This window comes from Enterobacter sp. 22466 (genome assembly GCF_052044775.1).
Lineage (GTDB): Bacteria > Pseudomonadota > Gammaproteobacteria > Enterobacterales > Enterobacteriaceae > Enterobacter > Enterobacter dissolvens.
In genome coordinates this window covers 85,332-108,508 of the sequence record NZ_JBQENX010000006.1, presented here as the reverse complement: position 1 = coordinate 108,508, position 23,177 = coordinate 85,332, and the positions used below count along the sequence as shown (strand labels likewise).

The 23,177-nt window shown below is 55.4% G+C and carries 20 protein-coding genes; 13 read left to right on the top strand and 7 right to left on the bottom strand.

Annotated features, from left to right (window positions below):
- Window positions 1–25: 25 nt before the first annotated feature.
- Genes ACTJJI_RS16395 through ACTJJI_RS16380 form a run of 4 tightly spaced genes read left to right on the top strand, consistent with a single transcriptional unit; the run spans window position 26 to window position 4,901 of the window.
- Window positions 26–607, top strand: a complete 582-nt coding sequence (locus ACTJJI_RS16395) for a fimbrial protein (RefSeq protein ID WP_440654840.1) — start codon at window positions 26–28, stop codon at window positions 605–607.
- 31 nt (window positions 608–638) lie between these two features.
- Complete coding sequence (locus tag ACTJJI_RS16390) at window positions 639–1,313, top strand: fimbrial biogenesis chaperone (RefSeq protein ID WP_440654838.1); 675 nt, start codon at window positions 639–641, stop codon at window positions 1,311–1,313.
- A 3-nt stretch (window positions 1,314–1,316) separates the two neighbouring features.
- On the top strand, window positions 1,317–3,797 hold the full coding sequence (locus ACTJJI_RS16385; RefSeq protein WP_440654836.1) for a fimbria/pilus outer membrane usher protein: 2,481 nt from the start codon (window positions 1,317–1,319) through the stop codon (window positions 3,795–3,797).
- A gap of 9 nt (window positions 3,798–3,806) precedes the next feature.
- Window positions 3,807–4,901: a fimbrial protein gene (locus ACTJJI_RS16380; RefSeq protein WP_440654834.1), complete on the top strand. Its 1,095-nt coding sequence runs from the start codon at window positions 3,807–3,809 to the stop codon at window positions 4,899–4,901.
- Window positions 4,902–4,935: 34 nt separating this feature from the next.
- Here ACTJJI_RS16380 and ACTJJI_RS16375 read toward each other — a convergent pair whose 3' ends face one another.
- The 4 genes from ACTJJI_RS16375 to ACTJJI_RS16360 all read right to left on the bottom strand — a co-directional run bounded on the left by ACTJJI_RS16375 (window position 4,936) and on the right by ACTJJI_RS16360 (window position 9,100).
- Complete coding sequence (locus ACTJJI_RS16375; RefSeq protein ID WP_248063556.1) at window positions 4,936–5,298, bottom strand: YibL family ribosome-associated protein; 363 nt, start codon at window positions 5,296–5,298, stop codon at window positions 4,936–4,938.
- Window positions 5,299–5,356: 58 nt separating this feature from the next.
- Window positions 5,357–5,947 (bottom strand): mannitol operon repressor MtlR, encoded by a 591-nt coding sequence (mtlR, locus tag ACTJJI_RS16370; RefSeq protein ID WP_013094931.1) that lies wholly within the window; start codon window positions 5,945–5,947, stop codon window positions 5,357–5,359.
- Complete coding sequence (mtlD, locus tag ACTJJI_RS16365) at window positions 5,944–7,092, bottom strand: mannitol-1-phosphate 5-dehydrogenase (protein ID WP_440654831.1); 1,149 nt, start codon at window positions 7,090–7,092, stop codon at window positions 5,944–5,946. Before mtlD ends, mtlR begins: the two co-directional genes overlap by 4 nt.
- 100 nt (window positions 7,093–7,192) lie before the next feature.
- Window positions 7,193–9,100 carry a PTS mannitol transporter subunit IICBA gene (locus tag ACTJJI_RS16360; protein ID WP_047360584.1) on the bottom strand — a complete coding sequence of 636 codons (1,908 nt, stop codon included), beginning with the start codon at window positions 9,098–9,100 and terminating at the stop codon, window positions 7,193–7,195.
- A gap of 659 nt (window positions 9,101–9,759) precedes the next feature.
- On the opposite strand from ACTJJI_RS16360, the gene ACTJJI_RS16355 reads away from it, so the two are divergent.
- The 6 genes from ACTJJI_RS16355 to exaC all read left to right on the top strand — a co-directional run bounded on the left by ACTJJI_RS16355 (window position 9,760) and on the right by exaC (window position 16,911).
- A complete protein-coding gene (locus ACTJJI_RS16355; protein WP_013094935.1) occupies window positions 9,760–10,116 on the top strand; it encodes a DUF3302 domain-containing protein in 357 nt (118 codons plus the stop codon).
- Between the two features lie 2 nt (window positions 10,117–10,118).
- Entirely contained in the window at window positions 10,119–11,255 is a 1,137-nt protein-coding gene (locus ACTJJI_RS16350; RefSeq protein WP_014830180.1) for an HlyD family secretion protein, read from the top strand.
- 89 nt (window positions 11,256–11,344) lie between these two features.
- The gene (locus tag ACTJJI_RS16345; protein ID WP_013094937.1) at window positions 11,345–11,953 is read left to right on the top strand and encodes a glutathione S-transferase; all 609 of its coding nucleotides are present in this window, start codon (window positions 11,345–11,347) and stop codon (window positions 11,951–11,953) included.
- A gap of 103 nt (window positions 11,954–12,056) precedes the next feature.
- Window positions 12,057–13,442: an L-seryl-tRNA(Sec) selenium transferase gene (selA, locus tag ACTJJI_RS16340; protein WP_440654828.1), complete on the top strand. Its 1,386-nt coding sequence runs from the start codon at window positions 12,057–12,059 to the stop codon at window positions 13,440–13,442.
- Complete coding sequence (gene selB / locus ACTJJI_RS16335; protein ID WP_182380808.1) at window positions 13,439–15,286, top strand: selenocysteine-specific translation elongation factor; 1,848 nt, start codon at window positions 13,439–13,441, stop codon at window positions 15,284–15,286. The genes selA and selB overlap by 4 nt, the downstream gene beginning before the upstream one ends.
- An 86-nt stretch (window positions 15,287–15,372) precedes the next feature.
- Window positions 15,373–16,911: an acetaldehyde dehydrogenase ExaC gene (gene exaC, locus ACTJJI_RS16330; RefSeq protein ID WP_440654826.1), complete on the top strand. Its 1,539-nt coding sequence runs from the start codon at window positions 15,373–15,375 to the stop codon at window positions 16,909–16,911.
- Here exaC and ACTJJI_RS16325 read toward each other — a convergent pair.
- Complete coding sequence (locus tag ACTJJI_RS16325; protein ID WP_072057264.1) at window positions 16,908–17,873, bottom strand: LysR family transcriptional regulator; 966 nt, start codon at window positions 17,871–17,873, stop codon at window positions 16,908–16,910. The genes exaC and ACTJJI_RS16325 overlap by 4 nt on opposite strands.
- Window positions 17,874–17,990: 117 nt before the next feature.
- Between ACTJJI_RS16325 and ACTJJI_RS16320 the strand changes: the two genes are divergently transcribed.
- From ACTJJI_RS16320 to ACTJJI_RS16310, 3 genes are all read left to right on the top strand, one after another.
- The gene (locus ACTJJI_RS16320) at window positions 17,991–18,731 is read left to right on the top strand and encodes a MipA/OmpV family protein (RefSeq protein ID WP_050859955.1); all 741 of its coding nucleotides are present in this window, start codon (window positions 17,991–17,993) and stop codon (window positions 18,729–18,731) included.
- Between the two features lie 210 nt (window positions 18,732–18,941).
- Entirely contained in the window at window positions 18,942–19,127 is a 186-nt protein-coding gene (locus ACTJJI_RS16315) for a type II toxin-antitoxin system HicA family toxin (protein ID WP_071843252.1), read from the top strand.
- A 14-nt stretch (window positions 19,128–19,141) separates the two neighbouring features.
- Window positions 19,142–19,546, top strand: a complete 405-nt coding sequence (locus ACTJJI_RS16310; RefSeq protein WP_440654823.1) for a type II toxin-antitoxin system HicB family antitoxin — start codon at window positions 19,142–19,144, stop codon at window positions 19,544–19,546.
- A 53-nt stretch (window positions 19,547–19,599) separates the two neighbouring features.
- Here ACTJJI_RS16310 and ACTJJI_RS16305 read toward each other — a convergent pair whose 3' ends face one another.
- Window positions 19,600–21,555 (bottom strand): glycoside hydrolase family 127 protein, encoded by a 1,956-nt coding sequence (locus ACTJJI_RS16305; protein ID WP_440654821.1) that lies wholly within the window; start codon window positions 21,553–21,555, stop codon window positions 19,600–19,602.
- Window positions 21,556–21,565: 10 nt separating this feature from the next.
- Window positions 21,566–22,966 carry an MFS transporter gene (locus ACTJJI_RS16300; protein WP_014830190.1) on the bottom strand — a complete coding sequence of 467 codons (1,401 nt, stop codon included), beginning with the start codon at window positions 22,964–22,966 and terminating at the stop codon, window positions 21,566–21,568.
- Window positions 22,967–23,177 lie beyond the last annotated feature (211 nt).

The following is a 23,177-nucleotide window of genomic DNA, read 5'->3' as shown; positions in this document are numbered from 1 at the left end:
ATTTACAGAGGGGGAAGTGTTCCTAATGAAAATCAAAAATGTGGCGCTGGTAATTGCCGCGACAGGGTTACTGTTATCTTCTCAGGCGGTACTGGCAGGCAACGATTCGGGTGTCAATACTAACCTGGATACAGGTGCAGGTACGCAAAGCACTGGCGGGGTGATAAATTTTACCGGCAAAATCACTCTTATTTCCTGTGATATCACTCCTGCGTCAAAAAGCAAAACCGTAGACCTTGGGGCGTGGGCGAAAAACTACTTCGATGAGCACGTCGAAACGACACCGCGTGAGTTTAAAATCAACGTGGAGAATTGTCCGCCAGCGGTTGAATCCGTTGCGGTGCTGTTTGACGGGAATAAAGATGCGGATGATGACACGCTGTTGCAAGTTACGCCAGGCACGGGTATGGCGACGGGCGTCGGCGTGAAGCTTTATAACAGCGATCGCAGCACGGCTATTAAGCCGGGTACGGTTTCAAAAACAACCGCACCGGATAAGGATGGCGATGCTGAATTAACGTTCTATGCCGCACTGGACAAAGATGGTTCGGAAATCAACGCGGGTGATGTCAACGCCGTGTCCAACTTTCTGATGGTTTATAACTGATTTCAATTTTCAGCCACCTCCAGAGATAATAATGATGAAACGTTTATCGTATATTATGCTCACTGCATTAATGGTTAGTTCTGCGTCAGTTTCTGCAGGCGTTGTAATGGGCGGGACACGGATCGTATACCCGCAAAATAGCAAGGAGGTGGCATTTTCTGTTTCTAATATGGAAAGTGCAACGCCCTATCTTATTCAGTCATGGGTTGAAGGCGATGGGAAAACGGGAAATAACGCTGCGCCATTTATCGTCACTCCGCCACTTTTCAGGCTTGATCCGGATCAGACCAACACGCTGCGTATTCAATATACCGGCGCGCCGCTGCCCACAGATCGTGAATCTGTATTTTGGCTCGATATTAAAGCCATTGCGCCAAAGCCAAAAGAGAGCAGCAACGAATTACAAGTTAACGTTAAATCGAAATTTAAAATCTTCTACCGCCCTGAAAACCTGAAAGGCGATGCTGCAACCGCCTGGCAAAAGGTGAGATTCTCAACGACGCAGAAAGGGCTTGAGGCCACCAACCCGACGCCGTACTACGTCTCTTTTTATCGCCTCAGCGTCTCGGGGCACAAAATTGAGCAACCGGGCATGATCGGCCCAGGCGAAACCCGCGAATGGCCTGTGGCAGCCTCCGGCAGCGTTACCTGGTCGGCTATTAATGATTTTGGCGCTATTACCGCGACCCGGTCGCAGCCTCTTTAAACCATGCCTTCTCGCCTGTTTCGTTATGCGCCACTTTCGGTGCTGCTGCTCAGCTTCAGCCGCACAGGATGGGCCGAGGATTATTTCGATCCCGCCGCGCTGGAGCTTTCCTCCGCCGAACAGAAAACGGCGGATCTGCACTATTTCTCCGAAAAGGGCGGGCAGATGCCCGGCACGTGGCTCGTAACGATTGAGGTTAACGGACGCGAGGAGCGGCATCAGGAGATCGCCTTCGTCAATGAGAACGGCAGCCTGCAACCCGTTTTTAGCGTGCCGCTGCTGGAAGCGCTCGGAGTGAACGTGAGTGCAGTTCCGGGATTCTCCCGATTGCAGGAAGGAGAGACCTTTACGCGCCTCGCGGATTTTATCCCGGCGGCGCGCAGCTCCTATGACTTCAGCCAACAGCGTCTCTTTCTCAGCGTGCCGCAGGCGGCGATGACGCACCGCAGCCGCAGCTACGTGCCACCGTCGCAGTGGGATGATGGTATACCGGCGGCATTCGTTGATTACAGCCTCACGGGGGGACAGGCCCATCATCAAAACGGCGACACGACGTCAAGCTATCTCAACCTGCGTAACGGCGTAAACCTGGGACCGTGGCGGCTGCGTAATACGTCAGCCTGGAGCTACAGCAACGCGGGCGGCGATCGTTTTCAGTCACAAAGCAGCTGGCTGAGCAGGGATATTCGCAGCCTGAACAGCCAGCTGCGGATTGGCGATGCCTGGACTGCCGGCGATCTGTTCGATAGCGTGGCGTTTCGCGGGGTTCAGCTTTCGTCCAGCGAGAGTATGTTACCCGACAGCCAGCGCGGCTTCGCGCCGACAATCCGCGGCGTCGCGCACAGCTATGCCCGGGTATCCGTTTCGCAGAATGGTTATGTCATTTATGAAACCTGGGTTGCCGCCGGGCCGTTTGTCATTAACGATCTGTTCCCCGGCGCGCAGAGCGGTGATTTACAGGTGACCGTTACGGAAAGCGATGGCTCGAAACGAGTATTTACCCAGCCTTATTCAGCGGTGCCGTTTATGCGACGCCAGGGCAGCCTGAAATACAGCCTCAATGCCGGACGCTTTCACTCCGGCTCCAGCGATGCCCGATCGCCGGATTTTGTTGAAGGCGCTTTTTTTTACGGCCTGCTCTCCAGTATGACGGTGTACGGCGGCTTTCGTACCGCGAATAACTACCAGGCCGGCGCCATTGGCGTGGGCAGGGGGTTTGGCGCGTTCGGCTCGCTGGGTATTGACGATACGGTGGCAAAAAGCCGTTTACCCAACGGCAAAAGCGTAATGGGCCAGGCGTGGCGCGTTCAGTACCAGAAGGATTTTAATACCACCGGCACCGCCTTCAACCTGGCGAGCTATCGCTATGCCTCGCGCAACTTTTATGAGTTTAGCGAGCTGAATCAATCTGATAGCCAGCAGCTACGGCTTAATAATCGCCGTAGCCGCTCGCAAATAACCTTCTCACAGACGCTGGGGCAGTTCGGCAGCCTCAGCGTCTCGGCGTGGATGCAGGATTACTGGCATACCTCCGGGCAGGACAAAACCATACACCTTGGCTGGTACACCAGCTGGCGGGGAATTTCATGGGGAGCAGGGTATGACTACACCGACTCAGCGCGTGAGCAACATCCCGATCGCACCGTGTCGTTTAATATCAATATTCCGCTCGGTAAGTGGCTACCGGACAGCTCGGTCAGTTACTTGATCAATAAAAGCAACCGTGGGATGTCCACGCAGCAGGTGTCACTCAACGGCAGCGCGCTGGCGAACCGCAACCTCAACTACAGCGTTCAGCAGAGTAAAGCCAGCGGGGGACAAGCCGATAGCACTAGCCTGGCGCTGCAATACAACGGCGGCTACGGCAACGTAAGCCTCGGTTACGATCACAGCCGAAACGGCGATAATGCCAGTCTCGGCCTCGCCGGGGGCGTCATCGCCACCCGGTATGGCGTCACGCTCAGCCAGCCGCTGGGCGATACCGTAGCCCTGCTGCGCGTGCCGGGCGCGGCGAACGTCGAGCCGGAGGGCTACAGCGGCATCCATACCGACAGCCGCGGCTACGCGGTCATGCCCGCGCTTTCGGCCTATCGTAAGAATACCGTCAATCTTGATACGGCGACGTTTGGTGAAAACGTCGATGTTGAGCAGAGCGGGCTGACGCTCATTCCCACCAGCGGCGCGGTGGTGCTGGCCAATTACGCAACGCACATTGGCTATCGCGTGCTGTTCTCCCTGCGATACCACGGCGAGCCATTGCCGTTTGGCGCGCAGGCCGAGGTGGTGGAGCAAAACCGCCGTTCAGCCAACCGAAGCATGGTGGCTGACGCCGGCCAGGCTTACCTGAGCGGAGTACCGGAGCGCGGCACGCTGCGCGTAAGCTGGTATGAAGACGGGGAGCAACGTCAGTGCCAGGCGCCGTTCAAGCTGGGGGCGGCTCATATGGCCCCCGGCATCGCTACGCTATCTCTTGAGTGCCACTAGAGGAATATCATGCGTCACTTTATTCAATGGGTTTTCTATCTCAGTCTGCTTTCTCTTTTTGGCATGCTGAGTTTTCATGCGCACGCTCAGGCCTCGCCCTGCCGCACCACGCGCGATCAGTGGGTCGTCCAGGTGCCCTACGCCATTGGATATGCTCCCGGTACAGCGGACTGGACGCCGGTTTCTGCACCGATACAGTCTACCGGGCAAGACTTCTACAACTGTGATGGTGGTAGTGACCCCTGGCGTAGTATCGGATTTGTCGAGCTGGATAATCCCGTCGGCACCGTGGTGGGGGAAGACGGTGCGTCGCGGCACGTCTACAAAACCCAGATTGACGGCATCGGCTACGCGCTCGGGTTCCGCGAGCAGCACTACTGTGGCGCGGATGCCGTGCGGTATATTGATGGCACCAGCCCGGTAGACGGCAACGAGTCACGGCGTATTTGCGACGCCTCACAAAATCCTGCCTTTGCCAGCGCCTCAACGTACAAGTTGCAGTTCTGGATGGTGTTTTACAAAATCCCGACGACCAGCGCCATGCCTGACGATAACGCCAACTCCCAGGAGCAAAATGTCGGATCGCTGGTATTGCAGGCGGGAGAAAACAAAGCCAGCGCGACTAACGTCGCGACGCCAGTGCAAATCCATCTCGCCAGCTTCACCGTCATGCATACCAGCTGTTCCGTTGGCTCCCGCAGCATTCTGGTACCGATGGGAACCGTAAGCCAGAATGAATTTCACGGCACAGGCTCCCGCGCCGGGGGCGGGCGCTTCAGCATTCCGGTGACCTGTGAAAACAACACGACGGTGAAGATGGGCTTCTTCGGCGATACCACGCCGGGTAACGATAGGGCACTGGCGTTAACGAAGCAGCAGGACAGCGCCAGCGGCGTCGGGATCGAACTGATTTATGGCGACAATACCGGCTCGGTTCAGGGGCAGGTGGTGCCATGGAACACCCCGCAGGTGTCAGCGCTTGGGCAGGTTGGAAATAACCAGACGCAGACCTTCTGGTTTGATGCGCATTACATTCAGACGGAAGAGAGCGTGACGGCGGGAAAAGCGGATGCGATGGCCACGTTTAACCTGATTTACAACTGAGTTTTCCCCTGCCGTTGCGGCAGGGGAAGCGGGATCAGAACGCCGTCTTACAAAACCCCGTCATCTCTTTCAGACCCATCTCGCGGCCAAGCTCGGTCATCGGGTGGACCACCACCAGACCCCGGATGCTTTTCTTCAGCTTGCCCATGTCGGCCTGCTCTTTTTTGGTGATGGCGCGACGGTGCGGCATATTCATTAGCTTCTGCGCTTCTTTGCTCAGCTTCTGGCCTTTTACTTCACGCAGACGCTCGATTTCCGCTTCCAGCTTCGCGGTCTCTTTTTCAAGCTCGGCGTACTTCTCGGCGGAGTCTACCAGCGAGAGACCGGCCATCTGATGGCGGATCAGATCCAGGCGGTCGCTCAGGCGTTTAATTTCGTTCTTTTCGACTTCTTTCATGACAAATAACTCTGAAAACGGGGAATTTAGAGGGAAGGATACACCAATGTGAGCAGGCTTACTTCTGAAACGCTTTTTTTAAGCTGATTCGGGAAATCAGCTCAGTCAGGGAAAGAACCATCGTGGAACGGACAACCTGTTGATAACGCAGCTTTTGCATGGCGTACAGTTCCGGGTCGCTGTTATCAAAATGGGGGGCAGGGGGGAGCGCGGTAACGCAATGCAGCTCGCCGAAGGGGCCGAGGATCTCGTCATCGGTAAAGGTGTACTCATTGCCGTCATGATTGAGCTCTTCGCGCAGCGCCATCAACAGCTCCGCATCTTCATACTCTTGTCGGTTCAGCACGCCAAGACCATATATCAGCTTCAGACGCACGGATAAATCGCCCAGCGGTCCGTCGCCGTCCAGTAACGGTTCTACAGCATATTTTACCGCGTAGTCGTCTTTGCGAAACACCTGAAGTACCAGGATATTCACCGCCTCGGTTAACAACTCGACGGCGGTAATCAGGAAACTTCGTACGGTTTTGCCAGCATTCAGACGCTCAAGCACACGATTTTCAAAGGCCTGGGTTTGTTCCATTATTGCCTGCATATCTGACAATCTGTAATCAGGACGCAGGATTACCTGCGCCTCACTGTGCATCATTTGGTTGCGTTATATGCGTTAACCGCCTCCACAACCACATCGCTGTTGGCGTCCAGACCGGAAATCTGCGCCAGCGCAGCCTGCTCGCCTTTTTCATCAATCAACTGAGCCAGCTCCTGCGCCTGTGGATCCTGCTCGCTGCGGTAGTGCATCGCGGCGGCAATCCCTTTCACCAGGTTGGCGTGCGGCAGGCCGTATTCCAGCGTGCCCAGCAGCGGCTTAATCAGGCGATCGCCCGCGCTCAGTTTACGCAATGGCTGGCGGCCCACGCGCTCAACGTCATCTTTCAGATACGGGTTTTCAAAACGACCGAGAATTTTCTGGATGTATGCTGCGTGTTTATCAGCATCAAAACCGTAGCGTTTGATCAGCACCGCGCCGCTCTCTTCCATTGCCCCTTTTACCACCGCGCGGATCTTCTCGTCGAGGATCGCATCACGAATAGTCTGATGACCGGCCAATTTTCCGAGGTACGCGGTTATAGCATGACCCGTGTTCAGCGTGAAGAGTTTACGTTCCACAAATGCCATCAGGTTATCAGTTAATTCCATGCCTGGAATGGTCGGCAGCGCGCCTTTAAACTGGGTTTTGTCCACGATCCACTCGCTGAAGGTTTCCACCGTCACTTCCAGCGGGTCGTTAGTCGCAGATTCTGACGGCGGAACGATACGATCAACGGCAGAATCCACGAAGCCAACGTGCGTTTCAACCCAGGCTTTGTCTTCGTCCGCAACGGCGGCCAGAACGTGGCCTTTCAGTTGTGTGGTGCCACGCACCATGTTCTCACAGGCGATGATGTTCAGCGGGGTATCAATGCCCTGCGCTTTACGTTTTGCCAGGCCTTTTGCGACCGCAGGCGCGATGCGCTCAAGTACCACCGGGCCCACCGCGGTGGTCACCAGATCAACGCTGGCGATGAGGTCGATAACATCGTCACCAATGCTGCTTACCGCGTTGACGCCAGAGACCGTTTCAACCTGCTCGTTTTCTCCCACCACGTGTACCCGGTAGCTATGACGGGCATTCAGGGCATCCAGAACGACCTGATTCACATCGGCGAATGTCAGCGTAATGCCCGCGTCTGCCAGCAGTTTGCCGATAAAGCCACGACCGATATTACCTGCGCCAAAATGTAATGCTTTCATAGTGTTAACCTTTATCAATGTTTTTACCCGAGAGGGCTGGGGTGAGGAACGTTTACCCCTCACCCTAGCCCTCTCCCCGGAGGGAGAGGGAGGAGTACAGTTATTTGTTCAATAGCGCGAGCACTTCTTCCACGCTGGTGGTATTGGCCAGACGCTCAATGACGGACTCATCGTCCAGCGCATTGGTCAGGCTGGTAATCACCTGAATGTGCTCGTTGTTACGCGCGGCGATACCAATCACCAGACGGGCGATGTCGTCTTCTTCTTCACCGAAGCGCACGCCATCAGGATACTGGCAGAACACCACGCCGGTTTTAAGCACGCGGTCTTTCGCTTCCACTGTACCGTGCGGCACCGCGATGGATTCGCCCAGGTAGGTTGGCGTCAGTTTTTCGCGTTCCAGCATCGCGTCGACATATTCAGGCTGAACGTAGCCGCCTTTTACCAGCTGCTCACCGGCAAAGCGAATGGCCTCTTCTTTGGTCGTTGCGGTACGGCCGAGGAAGATATTCTCCGCACCCAGTTTAAACAGGTGGGCGTTGCTCTCGTCGAAGCTGTCCTGCAGGCTGGAGCGCACTTTCACTTCGTTGTCTTCGTGACGCTGCGCGGCCACCAGACGTTCAGTCAGGCTGGTGTACAGGCCGCTGTCGAGGAAGTTGGTCAGCGAAATATGCTGTGCCTGCGGTACCTGGCGCATGGCGCGTTCGGTCAGATCGCGGTGCGTAATCACCAAGTCAACATCCGGTGGCAGACTGTTAATGGCGCTGTTGGTCACCGAGATGTTGGTCAGGCCCGCATCCTGCACTTTCTTACGCAGCACGCCGGCACCCATTGCGCTGGAACCCATACCGGCATCACAGGCAACGATGATTTTACGCACGTGGCTCAGGTCGTTAGAAACATCACCCGCTGACAGCGGCGTTGCGCCTTTGGACTCGGCTTTCATGTCGTGCATACGACGGGTTGCCGCTTCGATATCGTCATCTTCTTTCACTTTGCTGGTTTTCAGCAGGATAGAAGCGACCACGAAGGAGACCGCCATTGCCGCACAGATAGCCGCGATGTTAGCAAAATAGGCACCTTTCGGCGTCATTGCCAGTACCGCCAGGATAGAACCCGGAGACGCCGGAGAAACCAGACCACCACCCAGCACACTCAGGGTGAACACACCGGTCATACCGCCGAGGATAACGGCCAGGATCAGACGTGGGTTCATCAGCACGTACGGGAAGTAAATTTCGTGAATACCGCCCAGGAAGTGAATGATAGCCGCACCGCCAGCAGACTGCTTCGCGCTGCCGCGACCAAAGAACATGTACGCCAGCAGAACGCCCATACCCGGACCCGGGTTCGCTTCAATCAGGAAGAAGATGGACTTGCCGAGGTCATGAGACTGCTGAATACCCAGCGGTGAGAAGATACCGTGGTTGATGGCGTTGTTCAGGAACAGGATTTTCGCCGGTTCAACAAAGATAGACGCCAGCGGCAGCATGTCGTGCGCCACCATAAAGTTAACGCCCGCCGCCAGAATTTTGGACAGGACTTCAACCGCCGGGCCAATGCCAAGGAACGCCAGAATCGCGAGGATCATCCCGATGATGCCCGCAGAGAAGTTGTTCACCAGCATTTCGAAGCCGGATTTGATTTTGCCATCAACCCAGACGTCGAATTTCTTAATCGCCCAGCCACCCAGAGGACCGGCAATCATCGCACCGAGGAACATCGGCATATCCGCACCGACGATAACGCCCATGGTGGTGATGGCACCCACTACGCCACCACGGTCACCGCCCACCAGACGACCACCGGTATAACCGATGAGCAGCGGCAGCAGATACGTAATCATGGGGCCAACAAGTTTCGCCAGCGTTTCGTTAGGCAACCACCCTGTCGGAATGAATAATGCAGTGATGATACCCCACGCGATAAACGCGCCGATATTTGGCATCACCATATTGCTGAGGAAACGACCAAAGCTTTGAACTTTGATCTTGAAATCGGATGACATAAAACACCCCTTCTTCTGTTGACGCTTAGGCTTGCGGCCCGAGGTTTATTGTTAATGAGGCGGCAGAGGTAGCCGGGCCCTGTTCTGATGCTGTGAAATCTGGCACTGAATCGTTCAACTGTCCAGACAGCGAAAAATTGTGTGATCGCAATCACGTAAACGCAGGGGGTGTGACGGGAAATGAGGTGATCTGAATCACAAAACCGCAGTCTAAAAAAAACACAATGGGGAGAAAATCGGCAAAACACCCTTCTTTTTGTGATGTGAATCACACTTGGTTGTCGCGAGTTTGTTTCTGAGTTGTGACTGAATTCACAAAAAATTTTTATGCAGATTTCTCCGGATGTGATCGCTGACAAATTCTGCTCTGCGATTCAACGCCAGGATGATTACGACACACACATAAAGCTAAAAAACCACTTTTAAGATGTGGTATGGCGAAAAGTTAAAACCTGGATTACGCTCATAATGTAAGGTTAAGTATATTATTATTCAGGATATATTTTGACACGTTTATAAACTTGCATGGAGATATTATAAAAAACGATACTCCCCGGCTCTGAAATTACCCGCATACCTTTTATGTTTAAAAATAAATTAATTAGGTTGCGTACTGTTTTATTAATTTAATGAGTTGACGTTGTTTAAGTGAGGAGAATATGTTTCTCAACTATTTCGCGCTGGGCGTATTGATTTTTGTATTTCTGGTTCTTTTTTACGGAATCATCGCCATTCATGACATCCCCTATAATATGGCCAAAAAGCGTAATCATCCCCATGCCGATGCGATTCACACGGCGGGATGGATTAGCCTGTTTACGCTCCATGCCATCTGGCCGTTCCTGTGGATCTGGGCCACGCTGTACCGGGAAGATCGCGGTTGGGGCATGCAAAACCACATCACCAAACCTGATGAGGTGCCAGGTATGGATGCGCTGGCCAAACGCGTGGCCGAATTAGAACAAAAGCTGGCAGCGGTACAGCCCACTGCTGATACGAAAACGCTGGAGCGCTAATTATGGATCTGTTGATTATTTTGACCTACGTGGCGTTTGCCTGGGCGATTTTTAAAATATTCCGTATTCCGGTTAACCAGTGGACGCTCGCCACCGCCACATTAGGCGGGGTATTTATCGTGGCGGGTCTCATTTTATTAATGAACTATAACCACCCGTATACGTTTACGGCGCAAAAGGCGGTTATTTCTATTCCGATTACGCCGCAGGTGACCGGGGTGGTCAGCGAAGTCACCGATAAAAATAACCAGCTCATTAAAAAAGGCGAAGTGTTATTTAAACTTGATCCAGGTCGCTATCAGGCTCGTGTCGACAGACTGCAGGCCGACCTGGTGACCGCGACGCACAATATTGACGTGCTCAAAGCACAGCTGTCGGAAGCGGTAGCCAACACCACGCGGGTCTCCGCGGAGCGGGACCGTCTGTATAAAGATTACCAGCGCTACCTGAAAGGCAGCCAGGCGAAGGTAAACCCGTTCTCTGAAAGCGATATCGACAACGCGCGGCAGAACTATCTGGCACAGGATGCGCTGGTAAAAGGCTCTGTGGCGGAACAGACGCAGATCAAAAGCCAGCTGGACAGCATGGTGAACGGCGAACAGTCGCAGATAGCCTCTTTACGCGCCCAGCTGGCCGAAGCCAAATACAACCTGGATCAGACCGTGGTGCGTGCGCCGAGCAATGGCTACATCACCCAGGTGCTGATTCGCCCAGGAACGTATGCCGCCGCGCTGCCGCTGCGCCCGGTTATGGTCTTTATTCCTGAACAGAAACGTCAGATTGTGGCCCAGTTCCGTCAGAACTCGCTGCTGCGTCTGAAGCCGGGCGATGAAGCGGAAGTGGTGTTTAACGCTCTGCCGGGGCAGGTCTTCTCTGGCAAGCTCACCAGCATTCTGCCGGTGGTGCCAGGGGGCTCGTATCAGGCACAGGGGGCGCTACAGTCGTTAACGGTGACACCGGGAACGGATGGCGTGCAGGCGCTGATAGAACTGGAGCCGAACGCCGAGGTGGATGCGTTGCCGGACGGTATTTACGCGCAGGTGGCGGTCTATTCCGACCATTTTGCGCACGTCTCGGTGATGCGTAAAGTCCTGCTGCGCATGACCAGCTGGATGCACTATCTCTATCTTGATCATTAATCCTCGCCGGGCAGGAATGCGACATGCATACCTGCCCTTTTTTCAGCGCTTGATCCATACTGACTTTTTCTGGCATCAAGGATCAGGCAATGAAACTCATCGGCAGCTACACCAGTCCCTTCGTGCGAAAGATCTCGATTCTCCTGCTGGAGAAAGGGATTGAATTTGAATTCGTTAATGAACAGCCGTACAACGCCGAAAACGGCGTTGCGCAGTACAACCCGCTGGGGAAAGTCCCGGCGCTGGTGACGGACGAGGGCGAATACTGGTTTGATTCCCCGATTATCGCTGAGTACATCGAGCTGCTCGGCGTTGCGCCAGCCATGTTACCGGCAGATCCGAAGGCGGCCCTGGCAGTGAAGCAAATTGAAGCGCTGGCCGATGGCATCATGGATGCGGCGTTAACTTCCGTGCGCGAGCAGGCAAGGCCCGTTGCTCAGCAGTCGGAAACGGAGCTGCTGCGCCAGCGTGAGAAAATCAGCCGCAGCCTGGACAGGTGCGAGCAGCTCATTCAGGAGGGCAAAATTGCAACGGATAGCCTGAATCTGGCGACGATCGCTATCGCCTGCGCCATTGGTTATCTCAACTTTCGTCGCGTCTCTCCGGGCTGGTGCGTCGACCGTCCACTGCTGGTGAAGCTCGCCGAAACGCTCTTCCAGCGCGAGAGCTTTGCCCGTACCGAACCGCCAAAGGCTTGACGCGGGTTATAACACTTCGCGTCAGGAGGCGGTACAATCCCTCCACATGTTAACTCCCTCTCCCGTCGGGAGGGGGGATGATATTTACTCGCCAGGCGCTTTCATGACTACTCATCATTCCCTGTACAGCCAGATCCCTGCTACCGACCGACTTCTTCGAGAACCCCTTATTCATTCCGCTGTCGAGCGGTTCGGCCATACCGCGACGGTTGAGATGTTACGTCTGCTTCAGGACGAGGCCCGGCGCCATATACAGACAGAAAATGCCTTGCCCGCCTGGTGCGTGGCGTGGGAGCAGGCGCTGGAACAGAGGCTGGTTGAGAAAGGGCAAAGCGCGTTGCGCCCGGTGATTAACCTGACGGGGACCGTCCTGCATACCAATCTCGGGCGTGCGCAGCAGGCAGAAGAGGCGGTAGACGCCGTAACGCAGGCCATGCGTTCGCCTGTCACGCTGGAGTACGATCTCGGCGGTGCAGGACGCGGGCATCGTGATCGGGCCCTTGCGGATCTGCTTTGTCAGCTCACCGGTGCTGAAGATGCCTGCATTGTGAATAACAACGCGGCGGCGGTCCTGTTGATGCTGGCAGCGACCGCCAGCGGCAAAGAGGTGGTCGTCTCGCGCGGCGAACTGGTGGAGATTGGCGGCGCGTTTCGCATCCCGGACGTGATGCGCCAGGCGGACTGTACCCTGCAGGAAGTGGGTACCACTAACCGGACCCATGCGAAAGATTACCGTGCGGCGGTTAATGAAAACACCGCCCTGCTGATGAAGGTCCACACCAGTAATTATCATATTGAAGGGTTCACCAAAACCGTTGAAGAGGCTGAGCTGGCGGCGATTGGCCGCGAGCTGAATGTACCGGTGATTGCCGATCTCGGCAGCGGCTCGCTGGTGGATCTAAGCCAGTATGGTCTGCCGAAAGAGCCGATGGTGCAGGAGATGATTGCGGCGGGCGTTAGCCTGGTCAGTTTTTCTGGCGATAAGCTGCTGGGCGGGCCGCAGGCCGGGATCATTGTCGGTAAGCGTGAGCTGATTGCGAAGCTGCAGCAGCATCCGCTCAAGCGCGCCCTGCGCGCCGATAAAATGACGCTTGCCGCGCTGGACGCGACGCTGCGACTCTATCTCCACCCGGAGAAACTGGCGGAACGCCTGCCAACGCTGCGTCTGTTAACGCGTGATGCCGCCTCGATTCGCGCACAGGCCGAGTTGCTGTTGCCCAATGTCGCGTCGCATTACGCCGATTTCGACGTGCGCATTGAGTCCTGCCAGTCGCAAATTGGCAGCGGCTCGTTACCGGTGGATCGGCTGCCCAGCGCGGCCCTGACCTTCACCCCGCGCGATGGCCGCGGCAGCAGGCTTGATGCGCTCTCTGCGCGCTGGCGTGCCCTGCCAACGCCGGTTATCGGGCGGATTTACGATGGCCGAATGTGGCTGGATCTACGCTGTCTTGAAGATGAAGAGCGATTTCTGGAGATGTTGTTGAAATGATTATTGCCACCGCCGGTCATGTTGACCACGGAAAAACCACCTTGTTGCAGGCCATCACGGGCGTGAATGCCGATCGCCTGCCGGAAGAGAAAAAGCGCGGTATGACCATCGATCTGGGTTATGCCTACTGGCCACAGCCCGATGGCCGCGTGCTGGGCTTTATTGACGTCCCCGGCCACGAAAAGTTTCTTTCCAACATGCTGGCGGGGGTTGGTGGTATTGACCATGCCCTGCTGGTGGTGGCCTGTGATGACGGCGTTATGGCGCAAACGCGTGAACACCTGGCGATCCTGCAGTTGACGGGCAACCCACAGTTGACCGTGGCGCTGACCAAAGCCGATCGTGTGGACGCGACGCGTATTCACGAGGTGCGCGAGGCGGTGCAGGCCACGTTGCGCGAATATGGCTTTACCGATGCTGCGCTGTTTGAAACGGTCGCCACAGAAGGGCGCGGGATCGACGCACTTCGCCACCATTTGCAGCAGCTTTCGTCGCGGGAACATGCCAGCGATCATCGCTTTCGTCTGGCCATCGACAGGGCGTTTACCGTGAAAGGGGCGGGTCTGGTGGTGACCGGTACCGCCCTGAGTGGGGAAGTGAAGGTGGGCGATACCGTATGGCTGACGGGTATTAACAAACCGATGCGGGTGCGCGGGTTGCATGCACAAAACCAGCCCGTTGATCATGCCCATGCCGGGCAGCGTATCGCCCTCAATATTGCCGGCGATGCGGAGAAAGCGCAGCTAAACCGCGGCGACTGGCTGCTGTCTGAGGCGCCGCCAGAACCGTCTGAGCGGGTGATTGTCTCCCTGCAGACGCATATCCCGCTCAGCCAGTGGCAGCCGCTGCATATCCACCATGCGGCCAGCCATATCACCGGGCGCGTGTCGCTGCTGGAAAACGATCTCGCTGAACTGGTTTTCGATACGCCGCTCTGGCTGGCAGATAATGACCGTCTGGTGCTGCGTGATATCTCGGCGCGGGAAACGCTGGCCGGGGCGCGGGTGGTGACGCTCAACCCGCCGCGTCGTGGGAAGCGTAAACCGGAGTATTTGCAGTGGCTGTCGGCACTGGCGCAGGCCAGCAATGACAAGGCTGCGCTGGAGGTGCATCTTGAACGCGGTGCGGTGAACCTGACCGACTTCGCCTGGGCACGACAGCTCAGCAACGAAGGACTCCTCCCGCTGACCCAGCAGCCGGGATTTATCCAGGCCGGTAATAACCTGCTGAACGCGCCGGTTGCGGCGTGCTGGCAGCGTAAGGTGTTAAACACGCTCGCCACCTACCATGAACAGCATCAGGATGAACCTGGCCCAGGGCGCGAGCGCCTGCGTCGCATGGCGCTGCCCATGGAAGACGATGCGCTCGTCCTGCTGCTGATAGAAAACATGCGTGAAAGCGGCGTGATCAAAAGCCACCACGGCTGGCTGCATCTGCCGGATCACAAAGCCGGGTTCACCGCAGAGCAAGAGGCAATCTGGCAAAAAGCGGCCCCTCTGTTTGGCGATGAGCCGTGGTGGGTTCGCGATCTCGCCCGGGAAACGAATACCGACGAGCAGGTGATGCGCCAGGTATTGCGCCATGCCGCGCAGCAAGGGCTCATCGTTGCGATCGTGAAAGATCGTTATTACCGCAACGATCGGATTGTCGCGTTTGCCAGTTTGATCCGCGAACTGGATCAGGCGCGAGGCTCTACCTGTGCGGCTGATTTCCGCGATCGTCTGAACGTCGGACGTAAGCTGGCCATTCAGATCCTGGAATATTTCAACCGCATCGGTTTTACCCGCCGTCGCGGTAACGACCATTTATTACGGGATTCGTTACTCTTTCCAGAAACAGCGTGACCCCTGTCGTAAACACCGTTACCGGCTGGCGATAAAATCACCAGCCGGGACTACCCTTGATGTACACCAACAGCAAGGAGACGGTCATGACAAACAATCCTCCCTCTTCACGCATTCAGCCAGGCGAGTACGGTTTTCCTCTCAAGCTGAAACCCCGCTATGACAACTTTATTGGCGGCGACTGGGTGGCACCCGTCGACGGCGAATACTATTCCAACCTGACCCCCGTCACCGGCCAGCCGCTGTGCGAGATAGCCAGCTCAGGCAGGCGCGATATCGATCTGGCGCTGGATGCGGCGCATAAAGCCAAAGATAAATGGGGACAGACTTCCGTGCAGGACAGGGCGGCGATCCTGTTCAAAATTGCCGACCGGATGGAGCAAAATCTTGAGCCGCTGGCGACGGCAGAAACCTGGGATAACGGCAAGCCGATCCGTGAAACAATGGCGGCGGATGTGCCGCTGGCAATTGACCACTTTCGCTATTTTGCCTCCTGTATTCGTGCGCAGGAGGGGGGGATCAGTGAAGTTGATAGCGACACCGTGGCGTATCACTTCCACGAGCCGCTGGGCGTGGTGGGGCAGATTATCCCGTGGAACTTCCCGCTGCTGATGGCGAGCTGGAAAATGGCGCCCGCGCTGGCGGCCGGGAACTGCATTGTGCTGAAACCGGCCCGCTTGACGCCGCTGTCGGTACTGCTGTTGATGGACATTATCGGTGACCTGCTGCCACCAGGCGTGATTAACGTGGTCAACGGGGCCGGGGGTGAGATTGGGGAATATCTGGCGACCTCAAAACGCATCGCCAAAGTGGCGTTTACCGGCTCGACGGAAGTGGGCCAGCAGATCATGCAGTACGCCACCCAGAACATCATTCCGGTGACGCTGGAGCTCGGCGGTAAATCCCCGAATATCTTCTTTGCGGACGTGATGGAGGAAGAGGACGCGTTCTTCGATAAAGCGCTGGAAGGGTTTGCGCTGTTTGCCTTTAACCAGGGCGAAGTCTGTACCTGCCCAAGCCGTGCGCTGGTACAGGAGTCGATCTATGAGCGCTTTATGGAACGGGCCATTCGCCGTGTGGAGTCGATCCGCAGCGGTAACCCGCTTGATAACGTGACGCAGATGGGCGCACAGGTGTCACATGGACAGCTGGAGACCATCCTCAATTACATTGATATCGGCAAAAAAGAAGGGGCGGATGTCCTGACCGGTGGACGTCGTAAAGTGCTCGGCGGCGATCTGCAGGAAGGGTATTACCTTGAACCGACCATTCTGTCTGGCAAGAACAACATGCGCGTTTTCCAGGAGGAAATTTTCGGACCGGTGCTGGCCGTGACGACCTTTAAAACGATGGAGGAGGCGCTGGAGATTGCCAACGATACGCCGTATGGCCTGGGAGCTGGCGTCTGGAGCCGCAACGGCAATCTGGCGTATAAAATGGGGCGGGGGATTCAGGCCGGTCGCGTATGGACCAACTGCTATCACGCCTACCCGGCGCATGCGGCCTTTGGGGGTTATAAGCAGTCAGGCATCGGGCGTGAAACGCACAAGATGATGCTGGAGCATTATCAGCAGACGAAATGCCTGCTGGTCAGCTACTCCGATAAACCGCTGGGGCTGTTCTAATCATCCAGTTCAGGCCGTCCGTTGGCGGCCTGAGCTATTTGCTGGCGAAGATTATTCAGGACGCCATCCAGAACGTATTGCACGCGCCATGGCTGGTATTCACGCTTGCGGAAAATGGCCGTGAGATCAAGCCACCACTCTTCCTGATGCGGGAAGCAGGGAACAAGTGAACCGTTTTTTAACTCTTTTTTCAGGCTCTCTTTTGGGGCAAAGACGATACCGAGATTATTTCTCGCCAGCTCCAGAGCGGTCTGCGTATTGTCGCAAATATAATTCCCGGTAACCCGGTAATCCTGTACATCATCACTGCCATGAACGCGAAAACGCCAGATGTTAGCATCATCCACCAGCATGGAGTCGATTAAAATACAAGAATGGTTTATTAAATCTTCCGGACCGTTTAATGGGTACTGATTTAAATACTCTTCGGTCGCGAAGGCGGTAACGGAATATTGGGTTAAAACACTCGCGACCAGACTTTCGTCTTTCGGCTGAGCATAGGTAATTAAAATATCGCAGTCATCCGGAAAGGTCACACCCTCAGAAAATTCATTGCGATCCAGATTGTATGTTTTGAGTGAGATACGAATATCACCGATATCTTTTATCTGGTGGATCACATGACGGGAGAGATAGGTCACGATACCTGTCGGGGCGTAAATCGTCACTTTCCCGCGTTTTTCATGCTTATAATCGGCAATAAAATTAATAAGCTGACTATTTTTATCCAGCGTGGCGTTCACATAGGGAAGTAAGGCCTCACCAAACTGCGTCAGTGCCAGCTGTCGGGTGGTGCGCTCAAAGACCTTCAGGCCGACTCGCGTTTCAAAATCAGAGAGATATTTACTGACGTTGGCCTGTGCCATGCCCAGCAGGGCGGCGGCGTCGCCAATGCTGTGGGTGGCGGCGATGACGGAAATTATTTTTAATTCACGGGGTTTTAGTTGTAATTTATTCATCATGCGCACCCATCTATATGATTTTATATATAATATTATATAAACAGCGGCGTTGCACAGGCAAATTTGTAACCATTATTATTCGCCTCGCTTGTTTGGCGTTTAAATGGATTACATGGAATGACTATTAAAAACAATTTACTCATCGCTGCCACGTTATTTGCGACCTCATCCGCAATGGCCGGTGACTTTTCACTTGGCGCGGGGGCTGTATTTAATGAGTCACCTTATAAAGGGTATAATGAAAATACCACCGCGGTTCCGTTAATTAGCTATGAAGGTGACCGATTCTATGTCCGCCAGACCACGGGAGGGTGGATCCTGTGGAAAGACGAAAAAAATGAATTTAGCCTGACCGCGTCGTGGATGCCGCTGCATTTTGATCCCGACGATAACGACGACCCTCAGATGAAACACCTGGATGAGCGTAAAGCGTCCGCTTTCCTGGGGGGCGCCTATTACCGCCATGAAAACTGGGGTTCGCTGAAAGTGGCCGTCTCTGGCGATGCGATGGATGAAAGTGGTGGCGTAGTCGGTGAGATTTCGTACTTCCGCCCCATCCGGATGGAACGCCTCACGCTGACGCCATCTGTGGGCATTTTCTACAGTGACGAGAGCTATAACGACTACTACTACGGGGTTTCCGGCAGCGAGTCTCGCCGTTCAGGTCTCAATGAATACACCGCCGGAGACAGCTGGACGCCCTACGTGGGTCTGGCGGCAAAATATCAGTTAACCCAGAACCTGTTCCTTAACGCCAGTGCGGTTTATACCGTATTGCCTGACGATGTGAAGAACAGCCCGATGATCGACCGCGACGACAGCTTTGCGCTGATGACCGGGCTGAGCTGGCGCTTCTGATGCTGTAAAGCCGGGTGGCGGCTTCGCCTTACCCGGCGTTGTGATAGCGCCTGCATGTTGATCAGCAATTTACCTGTTCCGCCTTTCTTTTTGCGTTGCTTCTTCCTGTTCAGACAAAACCCGGCTGCGTTTGCATTTCCTTTCGTCTATTGTCATCTGCACCAGTAGCGATGGTGTGTATGATGTGTATAATCATGGAAGGATTGGAATGTGAAAAGTGCGGATGTCATTACTGTTCTGGTCAGGCATGGCTGGAAATGTGTAAGAACGAAAGGAAGCCATCATCAGTTTCGCCACCCAGTACATGCGGGGTTGGTAACCGTTCCACATCCCAAAAAGGACATAAAACCCGGCACCCTCGCGCAAATCTGGCGGCAGGCGGGAATCAAACACTGATATCAGGAGTAGTTATGTTTTATCCGGCTTACATTCATTCTGATCCCGACGGTAGCGCCAGCGGTTTTTTTCCTGACTTTCCTGGTTGTTTTTTTGCCGGCAATTCTCTGGATGATGCTTTTCAGGATGCACGTGATGCACTGACAGCTCACTTCGAAGCGCTATTTGAAATGGATGAAGAGTTACCTCTCCCTGGCAATGTTGAAGCACATCTTGAAGCCACACCGGGTGATTTTATCGGCGGACAATGGTTGCTTGTAGATATCAATATGAAGCAATTCGACGGTAAGGCCGAGCGTATCAATATCACCCTGCCTCGTCGATTGCTGGTGAAAATTGATTCTTTTGTGAGTGAACATCCGCAGTTTAGTAACCGAAGCGCTTTTCTGGCTGAGGCAGCGCGTCGCGTGCTGCCTTAACGATCCCTCTCCCGTGGGAGAGGGTTGGGGTGAAGGCATCAGGCCGCAGATACTCAGTCTTCATCCACCCAAATGCGCATTTCCCCTTCTCCCCGGTTAGCCCAGCTAAACCACGGAATAAAGGTCAACGTTTTGGGTTGACGTTGCACCGCAGGACGGTCGTACTGCCATAACGCCTCCGATCCCGCTTCTGCGGCGTCATGCGTGACACCTTCCGCCTGAATCAGCATCTTATGAGCGAAAATTCCTTTACCCTCGAAAACCCGGAATTCACTGTCGGCAGGCAGGGCTAGATTATGCAGGTTGGCGCCATTATCGGCTTCTTCCAGGCAGTAGACCAGCGGACCGCGCTGCAGCGCGACCTTTCCGGCCTGCTGACGAACCTGTGGATGACCGTACACGCGGCGGACCGGCATCGGTAAGGTTAGCGTGAGCGTATCGCCCTCCTGCCAGCGACGGGTGAGGTGAAGATAACCCCGTGATACCTCGCCCGTCATGCCTTCTCCGTTCAGCGACACGTGAGGATTTGCGCACCAGTCCGGCAGTCGCAGGGCCAGGGTGTGCGTTACCGGTACGGGCGAGGCGATCTCAATGTTGACCTCTTCCTGCCACGGATAATTACCGCTGATCCGCAGCTTGAGCGTCTCATCGCCCACCGGGATGGTGACCTCATTCCCTACGTAGAGATTAATGAAAAGCGCATCCGGGCGAACGGTGTAAATGTAATGCCCCAGCGACGTCAGCACGCGAGCGATATTCGGCGGGCAACAGGCGCAGCCGAACCAGCGCTGACGAACCGGTTTGACGTGGTCATAGATGTGGTTAAAGGCCAGCGTCCTGGGGTATACTTCCAGCGGGTTGACATAGAAGAAATGCTTACCGTCCAGCGCCATGCCGCCCAGCACCGTGTTGTACAGGGCGCGCTCCATCACGTCGGCGTAGCGGCTATCCGCTTCCATCTCCAGCATCCGACGGGCAAACATCATCAGGCCAATCGAGGCGCAGCTTTCGGCATACACCGTATCATTGGGCAGATCGTAATCGCTGCTGAAGGCTTCACCGCTACTTTGCGAACCCATCCCGCCGGTAATGTACAGCTGGCGCTGCGCCATGTTGTTCCACAGGCGTAAGCAGTCCTGACGTTTTGCGTCGTCTTTGCTCAGACGGGCCAGGTGTGCCATACCCGCCATCAGGTAGACAAAACGCACCGCATGGCCAATCGCCGTTTGTTGTTCAGCAAGCGGTTGATGCGCCTGGCTGTAAGCTTTGTCCTTGACCATCCATGCCGGGCCGTAGGTGTGCCAGTACGATGTTCTGCCGCGCTTCTCGTATTCGATATCATAGAAGTGAGGCTGCGTACCGCGCGCCTCGATGAAGTATTTCACCAGGTTCAGGTAGCGTGGCTCCTGAGTAACGTCGTACAGCCGCATCAGCGCCAGCTCAATTTCCGGGTGGCCCGGATAGCCGTGAAGCTGACCTTCCCGGGGGCCGAAAACGCTGTCGATATGATCTGCCAGTTTACACACCACCTCCAGCAGTCGGCGTTTTCCGGTGCCCTGAAAATACGCCACGCCAGCTTCGATCATATGCCCGGCGCAGTAAAGCTCGTGGCACTCGGCCAGATTGGTCCAGCGTTCGTCAGGCGCTTTGACGGTGAAGTAGGTATTGAGATAACCATCTTCACACTGCGCCGCGGCGATCAGTTCAATCACCTCATCGGCGGTTTTTTCCAGTTCAGCATCTGGTTTCTGACACAGCGACCACGCCACGGCTTCCAGCCATTTCGCCACGTCACTGTCCTGAAAGACCATGCCATAGAACTCACCTTCTTCAAGACCTGCCGCAATGCGGAAGTTGGTGATGGCATGACTGGGCTCGGCTTCCGCCACGCGATCGTTGAGCGCATCCCACTGATAGGGGATGACCACATCACGCACCAGCCGCTGATACTGGCCAAGAAACGGGTCGGTGATTTTCAGGTTATGCAGGTTGGCTTCCATTATGGACATCACGTTCTCCTCAGGACGGTACATGACGCTGGCGCAAATCGGTGGCAATGCGCGACATCATCGGATTGTTGAGTCTGCACCAGCGGATTGAGACCGCCAGCAGCAGGTGGAAAAGGGCAGGGAGCAGCGTCTCCATGGCGGTAATGCCCTGCAGCGAGGCAGGTGTCTGGTTACCCGCTCCCGGCTGATAGGCGACGGCGATAAACACCAGGCTGATGATCCCGGCGCTGGAGGCCCACGCCAGCTTGATGAAAAACAGGTTGAAGGCGAAGTTCATGCCCGACGATCGCACGCCGGTCTTCCACTCGCCGTAGTCGTCGGCAAAAGCCATCAGCGAGAAGTGCAGCGGCAGGGTAAAGCCCAGGATGACGCCGTTACTCAGAATCACGATCAGCCAGAGCGACTGATGCGCCGGGCCGCCGGGCAGGAACCACATGCCAGCCGCGATCGCGGCGAGCACCAGGTTGGTGTAGTAGTAGAGTTTGACCGTATCAATACGGCGAGAGAGGGGGCTGACGATCACCGCCCCAAGGATCGCTGCGAAGGTCACCATGGTAAAAAACAGCGAGGTGTAAGCGGTGCTGCCCTGCAGCACATAGGTGATGAAGTACATGTATCCGCCGCCACGGATATTGAAGACGTTGATCAGCAAAAACGACATCACCAGCATCAACAGCAGCTGGTCGTTTTTACGCAGCCCAGCCAGGTGTTCGCGCAGGGTGAATTTACCCATCAGCGCCAGTGGGACGCGTTCACGGACCCAGAAGAAGCAGCAGAGAAACATCACCACGGCGAGTGTACACAGAACGCCAACGCCCAGCTGATAACCCCGGGCGGCGTTGCCTTGCCCCAGCGCCGCCACCAGCCACGGCAGGCCGACGGAGACCAAAAATCCCGCAACGCCGCACAGCACAAAGCGCCATGACTGGCAGGAAATGACCTCGCTGTGGCGGGTGGTCATGGTGTTGATCAGCGCACAGTAGGGCACGTTGATGGCGGTATAGCCGACGGACAGCAGCAGGTAAGTGCCGAATGCCCACGCAATCTTCACGCCCATGCTGGCTTCAGGTACGGTGAAGGTCAGCACGCCGATGATGCCAACAGGGAATGCCACCCACAGCTGCCAGGGACGAAAGCGCCCCCATCGGCTTTGGGTGCGGTCGGCAATCACGCCCATGACAGGGTCAGAAATCGCGTCAAATACGCGCAGGGCAATAAACAGCGTGCCGACAAGCGCCGGGGTCAGGCCAAAAATATCGGTATAGAAAAAGGTCAGAAAATTCATGATCAGGCAGGTAATGACCGTGCCGCCCGCGTCGCCCAGGCCGTAGCCAATTTTCTCGCGAACGGACAAACGATCTTCTCTCACCCGTTGTGCAACGTCAGACTCGGTAATCGGTGTGGAAGTCATGAGATAACTCCTCGGTAATCGATTTTTATCGTATTTGTGCAAGGTACCTCATTCATTCTGCACCGAACGCAAAGGGCAACAAGGGAAGGGAAAAGTATAAAAAGAGGACGATTCCGACCTGATGAAGAAAGTGTGAGTTTGATCGGGCAGCTATAACGGTAATTGTTAATAATCAATGGATAAGTCAATTAAATACGGCAATAAAAGCGGA